General features: G+C 37.0%; 13 protein-coding genes, 1 pseudogene and 1 riboswitch. Of the genes and pseudogenes, 5 read left to right on the forward strand and 9 right to left on the reverse strand.

Annotated features, from left to right (window positions below):
* Nucleotides 1–237 precede the first annotated feature (237 nt).
* The 6 genes and pseudogenes from map to ACFX4N_RS06755 form a co-directional block, all read right to left on the reverse strand.
* Nucleotides 238–1,033, reverse strand: a pseudogene (gene map / locus ACFX4N_RS06730) (type I methionyl aminopeptidase).
* Nucleotides 1,034–1,415: 382 nt separating this feature from the next.
* Entirely contained in the window at nucleotides 1,416–2,765 is a 1,350-nt protein-coding gene (locus ACFX4N_RS06735) for an LLM class flavin-dependent oxidoreductase (protein WP_377261062.1), read from the reverse strand.
* A gap of 21 nt (nucleotides 2,766–2,786) precedes the next feature.
* The gene (locus ACFX4N_RS06740) at nucleotides 2,787–3,638 is read right to left on the reverse strand and encodes a MetQ/NlpA family ABC transporter substrate-binding protein (protein WP_013056307.1); all 852 of its coding nucleotides are present in this window, start codon (nucleotides 3,636–3,638) and stop codon (nucleotides 2,787–2,789) included.
* A gap of 40 nt (nucleotides 3,639–3,678) precedes the next feature.
* Entirely contained in the window at nucleotides 3,679–4,332 is a 654-nt protein-coding gene (locus ACFX4N_RS06745) for a methionine ABC transporter permease (RefSeq protein ID WP_013056305.1), read from the reverse strand.
* Nucleotides 4,271–5,353 carry a methionine ABC transporter ATP-binding protein gene (locus ACFX4N_RS06750; RefSeq protein WP_274495870.1) on the reverse strand — a complete coding sequence of 361 codons (1,083 nt, stop codon included), beginning with the start codon at nucleotides 5,351–5,353 and terminating at the stop codon, nucleotides 4,271–4,273. The genes ACFX4N_RS06745 and ACFX4N_RS06750 overlap by 62 nt, the downstream gene beginning before the upstream one ends.
* A 56-nt stretch (nucleotides 5,354–5,409) precedes the next feature.
* Entirely contained in the window at nucleotides 5,410–6,237 is an 828-nt protein-coding gene (locus ACFX4N_RS06755) for a MetQ/NlpA family ABC transporter substrate-binding protein (protein WP_013056303.1), read from the reverse strand.
* A 508-nt stretch (nucleotides 6,238–6,745) separates the two neighbouring features.
* Between ACFX4N_RS06755 and ACFX4N_RS06760 the strand changes: the two genes are divergently transcribed.
* From ACFX4N_RS06760 to ACFX4N_RS06770, 3 genes are all read left to right on the forward strand, one after another.
* Nucleotides 6,746–7,924 carry an acyl-CoA dehydrogenase family protein gene (locus tag ACFX4N_RS06760; RefSeq protein WP_057274652.1) on the forward strand — a complete coding sequence of 393 codons (1,179 nt, stop codon included), beginning with the start codon at nucleotides 6,746–6,748 and terminating at the stop codon, nucleotides 7,922–7,924.
* 46 nt (nucleotides 7,925–7,970) lie between these two features.
* Complete coding sequence (locus tag ACFX4N_RS06765; protein ID WP_029324260.1) at nucleotides 7,971–9,365, forward strand: LLM class flavin-dependent oxidoreductase; 1,395 nt, start codon at nucleotides 7,971–7,973, stop codon at nucleotides 9,363–9,365.
* Nucleotides 9,366–9,483: 118 nt separating this feature from the next.
* On the forward strand, nucleotides 9,484–10,884 hold the full coding sequence (locus ACFX4N_RS06770) for an APC family permease (RefSeq protein ID WP_029324258.1): 1,401 nt from the start codon (nucleotides 9,484–9,486) through the stop codon (nucleotides 10,882–10,884).
* 111 nt (nucleotides 10,885–10,995) lie between these two features.
* Here the strand turns inward: ACFX4N_RS06770 and ACFX4N_RS06775 are convergent, their stop codons facing one another.
* From ACFX4N_RS06775 to ACFX4N_RS06785, 3 genes are read right to left on the reverse strand one after another with little or no spacing between them, the layout of a single operon-like run.
* Nucleotides 10,996–11,661: a methionine ABC transporter permease gene (locus ACFX4N_RS06775; protein WP_057274649.1), complete on the reverse strand. Its 666-nt coding sequence runs from the start codon at nucleotides 11,659–11,661 to the stop codon at nucleotides 10,996–10,998.
* Nucleotides 11,662–12,675, reverse strand: coding sequence for a methionine ABC transporter ATP-binding protein (locus ACFX4N_RS06780; RefSeq protein ID WP_029324255.1), 1,014 nt, complete (start codon nucleotides 12,673–12,675; stop codon nucleotides 11,662–11,664).
* A gap of 12 nt (nucleotides 12,676–12,687) precedes the next feature.
* Entirely contained in the window at nucleotides 12,688–13,506 is an 819-nt protein-coding gene (locus tag ACFX4N_RS06785) for a MetQ/NlpA family ABC transporter substrate-binding protein (RefSeq protein WP_063671118.1), read from the reverse strand.
* An 80-nt stretch (nucleotides 13,507–13,586) separates the two neighbouring features.
* Nucleotides 13,587–13,703: riboswitch (SAM riboswitch) on the reverse strand.
* A 466-nt stretch (nucleotides 13,704–14,169) separates the two neighbouring features.
* Here ACFX4N_RS06785 and ACFX4N_RS06790 point away from each other — a divergent pair.
* Both ACFX4N_RS06790 and ACFX4N_RS06795 read left to right on the forward strand, forming a co-directional pair.
* The gene (locus ACFX4N_RS06790; protein ID WP_013056302.1) at nucleotides 14,170–15,015 is read left to right on the forward strand and encodes a transporter substrate-binding domain-containing protein; all 846 of its coding nucleotides are present in this window, start codon (nucleotides 14,170–14,172) and stop codon (nucleotides 15,013–15,015) included.
* Between the two features lie 37 nt (nucleotides 15,016–15,052).
* Nucleotides 15,053–15,754 carry an amino acid ABC transporter permease gene (locus tag ACFX4N_RS06795; RefSeq protein ID WP_013056301.1) on the forward strand — a complete coding sequence of 234 codons (702 nt, stop codon included), beginning with the start codon at nucleotides 15,053–15,055 and terminating at the stop codon, nucleotides 15,752–15,754.
* Nucleotides 15,755–15,778 lie beyond the last annotated feature (24 nt).

Here is a 15,778-nt window from a genome sequence, read left to right on the forward strand (position 1 = left end):
AATATCTGTCTATTATTCGAACGAAGGGAGTTTTATTGATTAATGAACATCGAAATATCTGTGTAGTTTTTTACTAGTGTCTACTTGATGCGGAGCAGACCACTTGAATAAGAAGTTACATTTTAAGTTTTCCTGAAAAAAGCCACCTCACAGCAATGAACGATCATTGCAGTGAGGTAGCTTTTGCTAATAAAATCTTTAGAAATTAGCAGGTGCGTGGGGTAATATGCTGCACCCTCATAGTTCAGTTAAAATAATCGGTTCACCGTTTGTTACAACAATCGTATGTTCACATTGTGCTACAAGACTATTATCAGGTGTAACAAACGTCCAGCCGTCGTCTCCGCGTTCAATGATATGATCAGCTTTCATAGAGATAAACGGCTCTACAGCAATAACAAGGCCTTTTTTCAAAAGGGCTTTATCCATTGGATCATAATAGTTTAAAATATGGTTAGGAGCGTCATGCAAGCTGCGGCCCACACCGTGACCCGTTAAGTTTTCAATAACAGCATATCCGTTTTGATGTGCAAAGTTAGATACAGCACGACCAATTTGGTTTTGTTTTGAACCAGCTTTTACTTTTTTCATGGCTGCCCAAAATGCATCTACTGCAGCTTGGCACAACTTTTCTTTTTCTTCGTCTTGCCCAATAACAAATGAAATACCCGTATCTGAATAATAGCCATCAAGTACGGCAGATACATCCACATTGACTAAATCGCCATCTTTTAATACTCGGTCTCCGGGAATACCGTGAGCCACTTCTTCGTTTACACTAATGCACGTTACACCTGGGAAATTATATTCTTTTTCAGGTGCAGAAATAGCACCGTGTTCATCCAATATTTTTTTACCGATCATATCAAGCTCTTTTGTTGTCATGCCTGCTTTTGCTTGGTTTTTCATCTCTTCGCGCGCAAGTGCAACAATGCGTCCAATTTTGCGTAAACTTTCTAAATCTTGTTCGTTACCAATAATCATAAAAAACACTTTCCTTCCTCGAAATATATATCCTATCCGATTTTATCATATTTCTATGAGGATTTTTCAAAAGACCTTTTAAGAACTAAAATGTACGATTAATTAGACTAGTAAGATATTTATCATATGCTAAACTTTTGTTTCTTAACCAATTAAATCCACAAAAAAAGAGGTTGAGACATACCTAAATCAAACGAATCTAAAGACGGACAAATTGGATACATGAGCTGAACCGCTTGTTACACCGCTGTGGATTTCCGTGCAAGACTTCGCTTTCCGCGGGCAGCCGATGAGCCTTGCCCTCCAATCAACAGCTAGAAGCACCTACATACATGAAACCTGCGTTCACCACAACAACAAAAAATCCGAACGATTAATAAAATTTATTAATCGTTCGGATTTACCTTTAAACAAAATAATTTTGCTTCTTTCTACATGATCGGCCTTACACCTTCATCAACAAACTTATTTCCAGGTTTTTTAAGCTCCAAATGGTCTCTTAATGTGCTTCCTTCATAGTCTAACCGAAACAAACCTCTCTCTTGTAAGATTGGTACAACAAGATTTACAAAATCATCTAAGCCAGATGGAAGCAAAGGAAACTGCAGCATAAATCCGTCCGCTGCTTTTTCCTGAAACCATCTTTCCATTTCGTCCGCAATTTGAATGGGGGTTCCTACAAAGTTATCTTTCCTTGCAGCACCGAAAAATCGCGTATAAAGATCTCCTACCGTAAGTTTTTCCCTTGCTATAATTCTTAGCATCTCATCAAACTGACTTTGAATGCCATTCACGACTGGAAATTCCACCTCTGATGCAGGAGTATTTAGGGCATACTTGGTAAAATCCACGTTCCCCATATACCCAGAAACGAACTTTAATTCTTCATATGGATTCACTAGCTTTTGTAAATCGCTGTATTTTTGAACCGCTTCTTCTTCTGTTCCTCCTACAATAGGGGAAATACCGTGAAGAATATGTAAATCCGCTTCTGTTCTATTGTATTCAGAAAGCCTTGATTTAAGGGATTTATAAAAGCTTTTGGCTTCTTCTATGTTATCTCGGTGAGCAAATACCACTTCTGCCGTTCTTGCCGCTAAGCGCTGTCCCGGCTCAGAAGAACCGGCCTGAACGATAACGGGCTGTCCTTGGACGGAACGAGCGATATTTAACGGCCCTTTTACAGAAAAATACTTACCTTTATAGTTAAGTTCATGTACCTTTTTAGCATCAAAAAACGCTCCGTTTTCTTTATCATATAAAAAGGCAGCATCTTCCCACGAATCCCATAACCCTTGAACAACATCAATAAATTCTTCCGCACGTTCATAACGGTGATCGTGTTCCCAATGAGTATCACGGTTAAAGTTTAACGCCGTTTCACCTGTTGCATCTGCTGTCGTCACAACATTCCAGCCCGCCCTTCCTCCACTTACATGATCGACAGAGGCGAACTGACGCGCTAGTGTATAAGGTTCATTGTAAGTAGTTGAAGATGTGGCAACAATGCCAATTTTTTCAGTAGCTGCTGCCATTGCTGTAATGATTACAATAGGGTCAAATCGATTTAAAATCTGAGGGTGCGACTCTGCATTTACTGCTAAACTGTCGGCAATAAAGGCGATATCAAATTTTCCTCTTTCAGCGGTTTGTGCAAGCTTTTGATACACAGAAACATCGATGCTTGCGTCAGGCTTTGAATCAGGATGACGCCATGAAGCTACATGCATACCTGTGCCAATCAAATATGCTGCAAGTTTCATTTTTCGTTCCTTGGCCATTTTCCCACTCCTATTTTGTACTTATTTTGTTTTATACGTGTCTTTGTACGTATTCAATTCTTTCAAACTAATAAACGTCGGAATATAATTTCCTTTGTATGTTTTTTTAATAAAGGCAGCCGTACTTTTGGATTGATACACTTTTACTAGCTTCTTTAAATACACTTTATCCTGATCTTTTTTTCTTGCAGCGATGACATTAATATAGGGCTTCGCTGTTTTATTTTCATGAATGAGTGCGTCCTTTAAACTTAGACCCGCTTCCACAGCTACACCGTTGTTAATAATGGAAGCCGCCGTATCTTGCATAACGCGGGGAGTGCTTGCAGAATCGACGGGAACAATCTTTAAATTTTTAGGGTTGCTTTTAATTTTATCCTCTCCTCCGTTACCGTCAAAGCCTTCGACCACTGTAATTAAATCCGCTTCTTGCAGTAAAACTAGTGCTCTTCCCCAGTTGGAAGGATCATTTGGAACAGCAATTTGAGCACCGTTTGGAATGTCTTTTAATGATTTATATTTTTCAGAATAAAGACCTAGAGGGGCAATGATGGTCGTTCCAATTGGCACAATATCCGTTCCGTTCTTTTGATTAAATGAGTCTAAATAAGCAACGTGCTGAAACGCATTTACATCTATTTCTCCTTCAGCTAAGGCTTGATTAGGATCGTAAGCTGAAGAAAAATTCACAAGTTCTATATCCAGGCCTTGTTTTTTTGCTTTCTCTTTTATAAATTCCCACGTCCTAAGTTCAGAACTTCGAATGCCTACTTTAATTTTAGCTTCTTTACTATTGGCACTGGATGAGGAATTAGAACATCCTGTTATGACGAGGATGAACAACAGCAGAAGCAGAAATATCGGTTTTTTCATTTATAACTCCCCTTTTAAAAAGCTTGCTTCTAATACGTTTTTACACTCTTCTAATCTTGCGTTCTATGATGTTCCCTAAAGATTGAATACCTTGAACAATAATGATAAGAAGCACGACGGTGACTACAATAGTAATCGTGCTGAAGCGCTGATAGCCGTAAGTAATAGCTAAATCGCCAAGCCCTCCGCCTCCGATAGCACCGGCCATTGCCGTTGCTCCAATTAACCCAATTGTGACAGTTGTTAAGCTTAAAATAAGAGAGGGAAAGGCCTCTGGAATTAAAAAACGGAATACAATTTGAGTTTTAGAAGCACCCATCGCTTGCGCTGCTTCAATAATACCTTCATTTACTTCAAGCAAAGAATTTTCAACGAGTCTAGCCATATAAGGTCCAATATGTAAAACAAGCGGAACAATAGCCGCTGTTGTACCGATAGTCGTTCCGACGATGAACCTTGTAAATGGGATGATCGCTACAAGTAAAATAATGAACGGAATCGAACGAAAAATATTTACAATAGGATTTAAAATTGAAAAAATAACTCGATTTTCAAGAATATGACCCTTGCGTGTTACAACAAGTAGAATTCCTAAAGGAATTCCAATTAAAGCCCCGAAAAGCAGGGAAGCACTAACCATGTACAGTGTTTCCCACAAAGCCGCTAATATCAACTCTTGGCTTACTTCTAACATTCTCAACCACCTCTTCTATTTTTATATTTTGCTGCAGTGCATATAGTTCAGCTCGATCTATTTCTTCTTGTGTGCCAATTAATTCAATAATTAAATGACCAAATGGAATCCCCTGTAACTCTGTAATATTTCCAAGTAAAATATTCACCTGTACATTAAAGCGCTTAGATAAAGTTGAAATTACAGATTGACCCGAATTACTGCCGAGAAAGTTAATCTTAAAAATCTTCTGATTTGAATTTGTAGTTTGAACTAATTCATACACGTTTTGTGGAATGTCATCTCGAACAACCGACTGGACAAAATTTTTAGCAATTTCAGTACGTGGACTTGAAAAAATATCAAATACATTTCCTGTTTCAATAATCTTCCCGTCCTTCATCACAGCGACACGATTACAAATTTGCTTAATGACTTCCATTTCGTGTGTAATTATTACTATCGTAATTTGATATTCTTCATTAACTCTTTTCAGTAATTTCAAAATAGATTCTGTTGTATGCGGATCTAATGCCGAAGTTGCTTCATCACATAATAAAATAGAAGGGTTCGTTGCTAATGCACGCGCAATGCCCACTCTCTGTTTTTGACCTCCTGATAGATGATCAGGATATACACCAGCTTTGTCTTCTAAACCTACAAAATGAAGAAGTTCTTCTACACGTAGCTTTATGTCTTTTTTTGGTTTTCCACTTAATATAAGGGGCATTGCTATATTTTCAAACACTGTTTTTGAATTTAATAGATTAAAGTGTTGAAAGATCATGCCGATTCTTTTTTTGTTTTTTCTTAGCTCCGTTTCAGACAACATTGCTAAGTTTTCTCCATCTACGATCACTTCACCTGACGTCGGGTACTCCAGCAGATTAATCGTTCGAAGCAGTGTGCTCTTCCCCGCCCCGCTTAATCCAATTACCCCAAATATGTCTCCTTTTTGTATCGTTAATTCAATGTCTTTGAGGGCTTCAACTTTCTTTGAACCACTCTCAAATATTTTTGAAACACGTTGAAACTTTATCAAAAGAACCCCTCCTTTTCTTTCAAACTGTCATTCCTATTTCTCTTTTACTCCTATACTTAGAAAGCTGGAACGACTGCGCCATCATATTTGTCATTAATAAACTTTTTAACCTTGTCTGTCGTAAGTGCTTTTGCTAAACGTTGAATATTTTTATCATCTTTTTTCTCTTTCGTAGTCACTAAAATATTCACGTAAGGAGACTCTTTCTTTTCAATAATTAACGCATCTTTAGTTGGTTTAAATCCGCCTTCAAGAGCGTAATTCGTATTGATAGCTGAAGCTTCTACATCATCAAGAGAGCGGACAAGGAGCGGACCATCTACTGCAACAAAGTCTAGCTTCTTTTTATTCTTTGAAATATCTTCAACCGTATAAGAACTACCACTAGGTTTCTTGTTTAATTCAATGATTCCATTAGCCTGGAATAGCTCTAGTGCACGTGAAAAATTCACTGGGTCATTAGGAACAGCAACCTTTGCTCCTTTGGATAAATCATCAATTGATTTTATTTTTTTAGAATACACTCCAAACGGTTCAATATGAACGTTTGTCACGTTGACAAGATTTAATCCACTGTCTTTATTCGTTTGCTTTAAGTATGGCGTATGCTGAAAATAGTTGGCATCTAATTCTCCATTTGCTGTTTGTTCATTTGTCTGTATGCCGTCTTTAATATTTACAATGTCCAACTTTATACCTTCTTTTTTCAAATCGGGTTCCACATACTTTAAAATTTCGGCATGCGGCGTGGAAGCTGCTCCCACTTTAAGAACTATATCTTCTTTCTTGTCACTATTTTGGCCAGATGCTTTTTCTTTATTTCCACACCCTCCCACAACAGTAATCACTGCTAATAATGCAAAAAGCCATACAAATTTCTTCATTTCTCTCTCTACCTCCATCATTTGTGATGTATTAAACATATGGCGTTAATCTGCGGCCACTAAAAAAGACAAAAAATCTGAGGTAATCCCCGTCATTTTTGTCTCCATTCGTCTGGTCGACTGTTCTATTTCCGCTATAGGTTTAACAAACATTTTTAAATCCGATAATTCCAATAAGAATTTTAAATCTTTTGAAAAATATACCAAACATCTTTTTGACTGTCAATTTAGTATTTTTAAACCTTGAGATTACATATTTTATTTGTGCTGGCTGTACTTGAGTGCCTCAATCGAGCATTAGATAGAAAGTCTAAAAAACCTAACCAAAATGTTTATGTTACCCAAAAAACTGACTTTACAAATAGGAATAATTAACTTAATATAGACTTCATATTAATCAGGCCGTCTGGTCAACCGGAGGCTCTTCAAACGTATCCATAGCGTTTGAGGAGCCTCTTTTGTTTTGTAGACAAGTATTAAAATTTTAAAAATGAAATGAGGAAAACAAATGACAAATGCAACTGTACAAGAATCTTCTTACTACATAAAAAAAGCTTCTTTACTCGCTGAAGGGTTTGCTAAAGATGCCGCTGAACGCGATAAAGCAGGCGGAACGGCAAAAGCACAAAAAGATGCCATTCGTAACAGCGGCTTACTTAAGGTTTTAATTCCTATTAAATACGGAGGCGAAGGTCAAAGCTGGTCTGTTGTGCTTCGCATTGTTCGGGAACTAGCCAAAACCGATGCTGCATTAGCACATTTATATGGGTATCACTTTCTTCACTTAACAACTCCCCACTTTTGCGGATCTCATGAGCAAAAGAAATATTATTATACAGAATCTGCTGCCCATAATTGGTTTTGGGGAAATTCATTTAATCCAATTGAACCTACTTTGCAAGGAAAAACAGAAGGAGATACAGTCATTTTAAACGGACGTAATACCTTTAGTACAGGGTCCCAAGATTCTGACCGTCTGTTAATTCTATGGGAAGAGAATGGTCAACCATACGTAGGTATAGTTCCAACTAAACGTTCAGGCATAACGATAAACGACGACTGGGACGGTATGGGTCAAAGACAAACAGATAGCGGCTCAGTTACTTTTAAAAATGTAATCATACATGCTGAAGAAATTATCAACTTAACAGATTCAGAACGGACTGCATTCTCTACATTTGACGCTATTATATCTCAAATTGTATTAGCAAATGTTTTTGTTGGAAGTGCTGAAGGGGCATTGGAAGAAGCCCGTCGTTATACACGAGAAAAATCTCGTCCCTGGTATTTGAGTGATTATGAACAAGCTGTTGAAGATCCTTTTATTCAGCGTCGCTATGGTGATTTTTGGGTTGATATTCAAGCTGCTGTCACCTTGGTAGAAAGAGCAGGAGAAAAACTGGATGAAGCTTGGGCCAAAGACAAAGCCGTATCTGCAGAAGAGCGTGGAGAAGTGGTTCTTGCTACAGGGGCAGCAAATGTATTCGGAACAAAGGTTGCTTTACACGTTACAAGCAGTATGTTCGAGGTAATGGGTGCCCGCTCGGCTACAAGAAAAAATAATTTTGACAGGTTTTGGCGTAATGTACGTACTCATTCTCTCCATAATCCAATTGAGTATAAAAGAAAGAACATTGGACGTTGGGTGTTAACAGGAGAATACCCGACACCTACTGATTATTCTTAATAACTCTATAAATTTTAAAAGACAAAAACAATAAGGAGAAATGGATATGACTAAAAAACGAATATACCTTAATGCTTTTGAAATGAATTGCGCCGGACATTATTCTCCTGGACTATGGACACATCCTGATGATAGATCCTCTACTTATAAAGATGCTGAATATTGGACGCATTTAGCTAAAGTATTAGAAAAAGGACACTTTGATGCCATTTTTCTTGCTGATGTGTTAGGAACCTATGATGTGTATCAAGGTTCACGCGATCCTGCTGTACGCCAGGGAGCACAACTTCCAGTTAATGACCCTGCATTTTTAATTCCCATTATGGCACAAGCAACAAAACATCTAGGTTTCGGGTTAACAGTGTCCACAAGTTATGAACATCCTTATATATTTGCACGACGTATGTCTACTTTGGATCATTTAACAAAAGGACGTATAGGATGGAACATTGTTACTTCTTATCTAAACAGTGCCGCTGTTAACACTGGATTGAATCAACAAACAAGCCATGATGAACGCTATGAAATAGCGGATGAATATTTAGAAGTGGTATATAAGCTATGGGAAGGAAGTTGGGAAGACGATGCTGTATCTGTAGACAAAATTAACAAGGTATATACAGATCCTAATAAAGTTCATGATATTCAACATAATGGTTTATATTATAAAGTTCCAGGAGCTCATTTATGCGAACCATCTCCGCAAAGAACCCCTGTTCTTTTTCAAGCGGGCGCTTCTAAAAAAGGGCGAGCATTTGCTTTGAAACACGCTGAACTCATGTTTATTAGCGTGCCGACAGCTTCGATTGCAAAAAACTATGTTCGAAAAATACGTGAAGAAGCCAAAATCAGCGGGCGGGACCCTGAGACAGTTAAAGTCCTTTCTGTATTTACACCCATTATTGGGCTAACTGAAGAAGCAGCAAAAGCCAAATTCCATGATTACGTACAGCATACTAGCTATGAAGGCAGTTTGGCACTTTTAGGAGGATGGACTGGCATCAATTTTGACGAGTATGCTCCTGATGAAAAAATAGAGTATATACAAAGCGATGCAATTCAATCTGTTATTGAGACCTTTACAAAAATTGATCCAAACAAGCAGTGGACCATACGGGAAGTGGCTGATTTCGTAGGAATAGGCGGCCTTGGTCCAGTAGCCGTTGGAACACCGGCTCAAATTGCAGACGAGATGGAAAAGTGGATTGATGAAACGGATGTAGATGGGTTTAACATTGCTTATGCTGTATCTCCTGGTACGTTTGAAGACTTTGTTGAATATGTTGTTCCTCTACTGCAAGAACGCGGCCTTGTACGGAAAGAATATGAATCAGGTTCTTTTCGGAAAAATTTATTCGGATACGATCAGCTGCCGGATCATCACCCGGGACGTCAGTATCATCATTACTTTTCAAAGGAAACCGCTACGTCTAAAACATAAAAAATTCAGACTTAAAATATTGGCTAAATGGTCAACCTGAGGCTCCTACTCTCTTATTCATTGAGAAAGAGCCTCTTATTGTAGATAAATCCTTTTTATTATACGGTGGAGGAAAAATATGAGTACTAAGATAACGTCACAATTAGCTCCGAAAAAAAGACTAACATTATTTGATGCAGTAAACTCTACATTGGCTCAAATTGCTCCAGCAGCAGCCATTTATTATGGATTACCAGTTATTTTTCTAGCGACAGGTACCGGCTCTCCCCTCACATTATTAATTGCCGCATTAGCAGTAGCAATGGTCGGGTTAAGTCTAACGAACTTCTCTAAGAAGTATCCCTCGAGCGGGTCACTTGTAAAATATATTGGTATGACGTTTGGCAGCGTAGTTGGAACTGCCTCAGCAATCATATTTATAGTTGGAACATTTTTTCTTGCCGCTTCAGCATTTATTGAATTAGGTGGTTGGACAGCCGATTCGCTAGCGCTATACGGAATTCATATTCACTGGATTATTCCTACGATTCTTTTAACTTTATTCATATGGGGATTGACAATAGTCGGAATAGATCGTTCTACAAAAATTGCTTCTGTAGCATTAATAATAGAAGTTATTGTTCTATTAGTTGTTTCTATCTTGATTTTATTCTATCCTCCTGAACCACTATCTTTAGAACCATTTCATTTATCTTCTATTAAAGGTGGACTCGCGGGAATTGGTTTAGGTTTCCCTTTAGCTGTTTATCTATTTATTGGATTCGAAAACTCTGTAGCACTGGCAGAAGAAACAGAAAATCCAGAACGTAATACATCTCGAGCTGTTTTAGCCAGTATTGCAATTATGGCTATCTTCTATATATTTGTCACATATTGTGTGATTCAAGGGTTTTCTAATAGTGCTTCTGCTCTAAGCAAAAGTTCAAATCCATTTATGGAATTGGCAAACAGGTATTTAAATGAACTTGCTATCTTTGCGATTATCGCTGGGTTTACTAGCATTGTGGGGATGTCCATTGCTTGCTTAAATGCCTTTTCAAGAATTGCTTTTAATTCTTCTAAAGAAGGGTTAATTTCTACCAAATTTTCAAAGGTATCTAAATGGGGAACGCCGATTGGAACTTTAACATTAATTATGGGAATAGGTTTAGTGCTAGCAATCCTCTTCGGTATATTCAGTGAAAATTGGGTCGTTGGATTTGGTTACGTAAGCACGCTAGGTACCATCCCTATTCTACTAATTTATTTAATGCTTAACTTAGCTGTTATATTTAATAAAAAAGAAAGATGGCCATTTCATCGTAAATTTATCTTTCCAATTTTAGGATTAGTAAGTATTAGCCTTCCTATTTGGGCTATGGTTCAACCTGGTCAGCCGCTCCCAACGGGTTACTTTCCTTGGGCAATATTAGCAGTATGTATAGTCAGTTTAATTTACTCGTGGTTTAAAGTAAGAAAAGGAAATTCTAAAGCTTCTGCTATAAATCCATTAGAACCATTCAGCACTCAACGGAAATAGTGATGAACAATTATCTGTCATTCACCCGTTAGTTATAGAAGAACTAAAGATTTGTTCCATTTAAATAAGAAGCTCACGCACCTAGAATGCGTGAGCTTCTTATTTTTATAGTCAGCTGTCTTTTTTTAATTTCCTTGCTGAATAATTCCCCAAGGACTGTATCAACTGAACAATAACAATCAAAATTAAAATGGTTGTATACATAACAGTGGGCTCAAAACGTAAGTGTCCGTATTGAAAAGCAATGTCTCCAAGCCCTCCTGCTCCAACAAGCCCTGCCATCGCCGTCGCCCCAATAAGACCAATAGTAGCTATTGTCAGCCCAAGAATAATACCTGAACGTGCTTCTCTAACAACAACATACCAAATAATTTTTAGTGTTGAGATTCCCATTGATTGATAAGCTTCTATAATACCTTTATCTACTTCAAGTAATGCAGATTCCATTAACCTAGCTATATAAGGGGCTGTATACACAACTAAAGGGACAATAACACCTTGTACGCCAATTGTAGTACCTGCAACTAGTTTAGTGAATGGAAGGATGAAAAATAATAAAATGATAAAAGGAATGGATCGAATAATATTAATAATCCAGTTGCACGTTCGATATACCCACACATTTTCAGCTTGCCCACCTGGTCTTGTCATTACTAAAAAAATTCCCATTGGTAAACCAATGATGATGGCAATAATTAACGAGATAATGGTCATCGTAGCGGTTTGTAATAAACCTTCCCAAATTACACTTCCCCACTCATTAAAGAAAGCAGCCATTTAGTTTACCTCCTCTACAATTACGCCTTGATTTGTTAAGTATGTAATCGCTTGTTCATATTCTTCCTTTTCACCACGTAAATGAACGAGTAACTTACCAAGAGTGTGGTTTTTTAGCTGTTCAATTCCCCCTGCTAATATGCTTGGCAATACATTAAATTTCCGAGAAACTAAAGCTAAAGCTGGTTCTTCTGAAAGCTCATTTCCAACAAAGTGCAAAGAAACCAGCTTACCGGTACTGCGATAAGACGCCATTATTTCAGACGGAATAGTGAAAGTATTTTCAGATTCTACAAAGCGCTTTGTTGTCGGATGCTTAGGGTTAGTAAAAAGGGAAACGACTGTACCTTGTTCTACGACGTATCCATTTTCCATAACTGCAATTCGGTCACAAATGCGTTGTACCACATTTAACTCATGCGTGATTAAAAAGATTGTTAATCCAAGCTCTTTATTAATCTTTAACAGTAAGCTCAAAATGGCTTCGGTCGTTTCGGGATCAAGTGCACTAGTTGCTTCATCGCTTAATAAAATCTCAGGTTCATGCGCTAGCGCACGAGCAATAGCAACACGCTGCTTCTGTCCGCCGGAAAGTTGTGAAGGATAATGATTTTGTTTATCTAAAAGTCCTACGATTGATAAATATTTTTCTACGCGTTTCTGAATTAATTTTTTGTTTACGCCTTCTAGCTTTAATGGAATCGCTATGTTGTCGTAAACTGTTGCCGTTTTTAATAAATTGTAGCCTTGAAAAATCATGCCGATTTTCCTTCTCGTTTTCTGCAGCTCTTGCTTACTTAGCTTTGATAGATTTTTTCCATCAATGATGACCTCTCCAGAAGTGGGTTTTTCCAATAAATTAATACAGCGAATTAATGTGCTCTTTCCAGCTCCGCTATATCCAATAACACCGAATACTTCACCTTTATTAATCGTTAACGAAACATCTTTAACAGCTTCTACCGCTTTTCCGTTCACTTTATAGGTTTTAGAAGTTTTCTTCAGTTCAATCATTCTAACCCCTCCTTAAAATGCCGGTACAACAGAACCTTTAAATTCTTTTTCTATGTATGTACGAATTGTATCTGAATGATAATATTTTTCTAGTTTATCAATAATTTTATCTTGTTTATTCTCTGTACGGACAACAAAATAGTTTGGATATGGATTATTTTTTATTTTTTCATGATAGATTGCATCATCATTAATCGATAAACCCGCTCCCATTGCAAAGTTTGTATTAATGGCTGCTGCAGCTACCTCATCCAACTGAGAAGGAAGTTGAGACGCCTCTAGTTCTACGATTTGAAGATCAAGCTTATTTTCAGCAACATCTTTTTTAGTAGCCGTTGTTTTCACACCATCTTTTAATTTAATAACTCCTGCAGATTCAAATAGTTTTAGCGCGCGGTATTCGTTGCTTGGGTCGTTTGGTACTGCAATTTTGTCTCCTTTTTTGAGCTCACTAACATTTTTTAAGCTATTTGCATAAATACCCATCGGGAATGCTACTGTTTTGAACACATCTGTAATCTTATAATTTTTATCTTCCACTTGCTGCTTTAGAAAAGGCAGGGTTTGATAGTTATTACTATCTAAATCATGTTGATCTAATGCTGTATTAGGAGTGTTATAGTCATTAAAGACTTTTACCGTAATATCAATACCATCTTTCTTGGCTAATTTTTTCACCTGATCTGCAATTTGCTGGTGAGGTCCACCCGTTACACCGATTGTAATCTTTTTCGAATCTAATGCTTGTGCTTCTGTTTTACTGCAGGCTGCTGACACCAACAGCGATGCTGCCACTAAAGTAAGTCCAATTGCTTTTGTTACTTTTTTCATGTTTTTATTCTCTCCTTTATTTTCTTCATAAAAAAACGCCTCCCTTAAAGATTAAGAGAAGCGATAGTTTACGATCGGTTCTCTTATCTTCCAATGCACATAATATGCACATTGCTGGATTTAGCACCAAAACAATACGTGTATTGTTGGGTTGCCGGGCTTCAAAGGGCCAGTCCCTCCACCGCTCTTGATAAGAGTTGTTTTTATAAAGTTTTATTTACATTAATTTAACTTTATTATCCGAAAATTGTCAATGTTTATTTTTAATATAATTTTCAGTATAGGAATAATAAAAGATTTATATAAGAAAACTCAATTAAAAGATGATTTGTATAACTTATGATTTCTCTTTTCTTATTCTTATATAGTGAATAGCTTTCTATTACTTAAGCAAGAATACTTTTCTTTGCATTTATGACATTGACAAAAACAGGAATACATCGATATAATTCATATTAATTCTATCGGTAATATATAGTTTGTGGAATTCCAAATCTTATTTAAAAATTTTTTACTGTTAGAATATACTTCCTCTATTGTAGTAGTAAGTATATGTTCACTGCCTACTGGATCACCAATGGCACCGAAAAAGCTTTTTAGCAGCTTTTTCGGTGCTTTTTTATTATTCGTCACACAGAAATTAGTATCGGGAGGAATAAAACGATGAAAAAATTATACTTTACTTTAGCTTTTGCAATTGGACTTATTATGGCTTTAGGAGGATGCTCTCAAAGCTCTAGCTCAGAAAATAGCGATAAAAAAGTAGTCAAAGTTGCTTTGAGTGATGAAGTAAATCCGCCTTTTCTATTTACGAACGACCAGAATGAGCCTATTGGATATGATATGGATTATTTAAAACAGCTTGAAAAAAAGCTTCCGGAATACAAATTTGAATATACGCTTGGGGAAGAAGAAACAAATTTGGTAGGTGTCTCGACGGGAAAATATGATTTCGCCATCAATTGGTTCTTTAAAAACCCTGAACGTGAAGAAAAGTTTCTTTATCCTGCACATGAATATGGTTATTCTTTAACGGCCTTAGTGACACAAAAATCACGGAATGATATCAAAACACTTGACGATATGGTAGATAAAAAGTTTCCACCCGTATCTGCTACAGGTGGATTGCGCGCTATTTTGAATGCTTATAACAAAGAACATGCCACTAAGCCTTTAACATTAGAAAGCATTGATAACCCTTCTACGGCAGAAAACTTAAAGTTAGTGGATAAAGGTAAAGCGGATGCTATTTTTTTAAACGTAACAACATTTAACGAAGTACAAAAACAGCTCAAATTAAATTTAAAAGTAGGAGGCATTGTATCAAAAGAACCAACTTGGTTAGTCTTTAATAAAAATAATCAAAAACTTGCTGATGAAATTGATAAAGCGACAGTCAAATTAAAAAATGACGGGACGCTAGAAAACTTGGCTGAAAAATGGTTTAAAGTAAATTTCTTTAAAGACTTAAAGTATATTAATCAGCAAAACTTCAATTTCCAAGATTAAATGAGTATAAGAATTCATCATTAAGGCGGGGTGAGATATGATTAGTACTGATTTTCATGATTGGTTAAAACTATTGTGGCAAGTGGTAGATAAACTTCCTTTAACACTATTTATGTTAGGCCTTTCTCTACTTTTTTCGTTGCTTTTAGGTTTCGTGATTGCCCTGATACGCATTCAAAAAAAGCCTGTTCTTTCTAAAATGGCTACCATCTATTTATCTTTTATGCGCTGTACACCGCTGCTTGTTCAGCTGTTTCTTGTATACTTTGGCCTTCCTCAGCTGCTGCTCCTTGTCCATATCGACATTAACAGCTGGAGTCGCGTCACTTTCTTGGTGATTGCTTTTTCCTTACATACTGCCGCTCCTTTATCAGAAGTTATTCGTTCAGCATATCTCTCGATTGATAAAGGGCAGTTCGAAGCAGCGTATAGTATAGGCATGAACTATTTTCAATCCTTAAGAAGAATTATCCTTCCTCAAGCGTTTGTAGCAGCACTACCTAATTTAGGAAATGCTACGATTTCATTATTAAAAGATACTGCACTTGCTTTTAGCATTGGGATTATTGATATTATGGGGCAAGTTCGCCTTATTTTGGGCAACAACTATGGAATAGGAATGTTTGAAATTTATGTTACGATTTCACTTGTTTATTGGAGCATGTGTATCGTAATTGAAATCATAGTCAGTTATTTAGAGAAACATCTTAAAAAAGGCAGGGTCAGCATCTCTAAATAACCTGCACTAGTAAAGGAGTGAACA

Origin of the sequence: Priestia sp. YIM B13551, assembly GCF_042787905.1 — a bacterium.
Classification (GTDB): Bacteria; Bacillota; Bacilli; order Bacillales; family Bacillaceae_H; genus Priestia.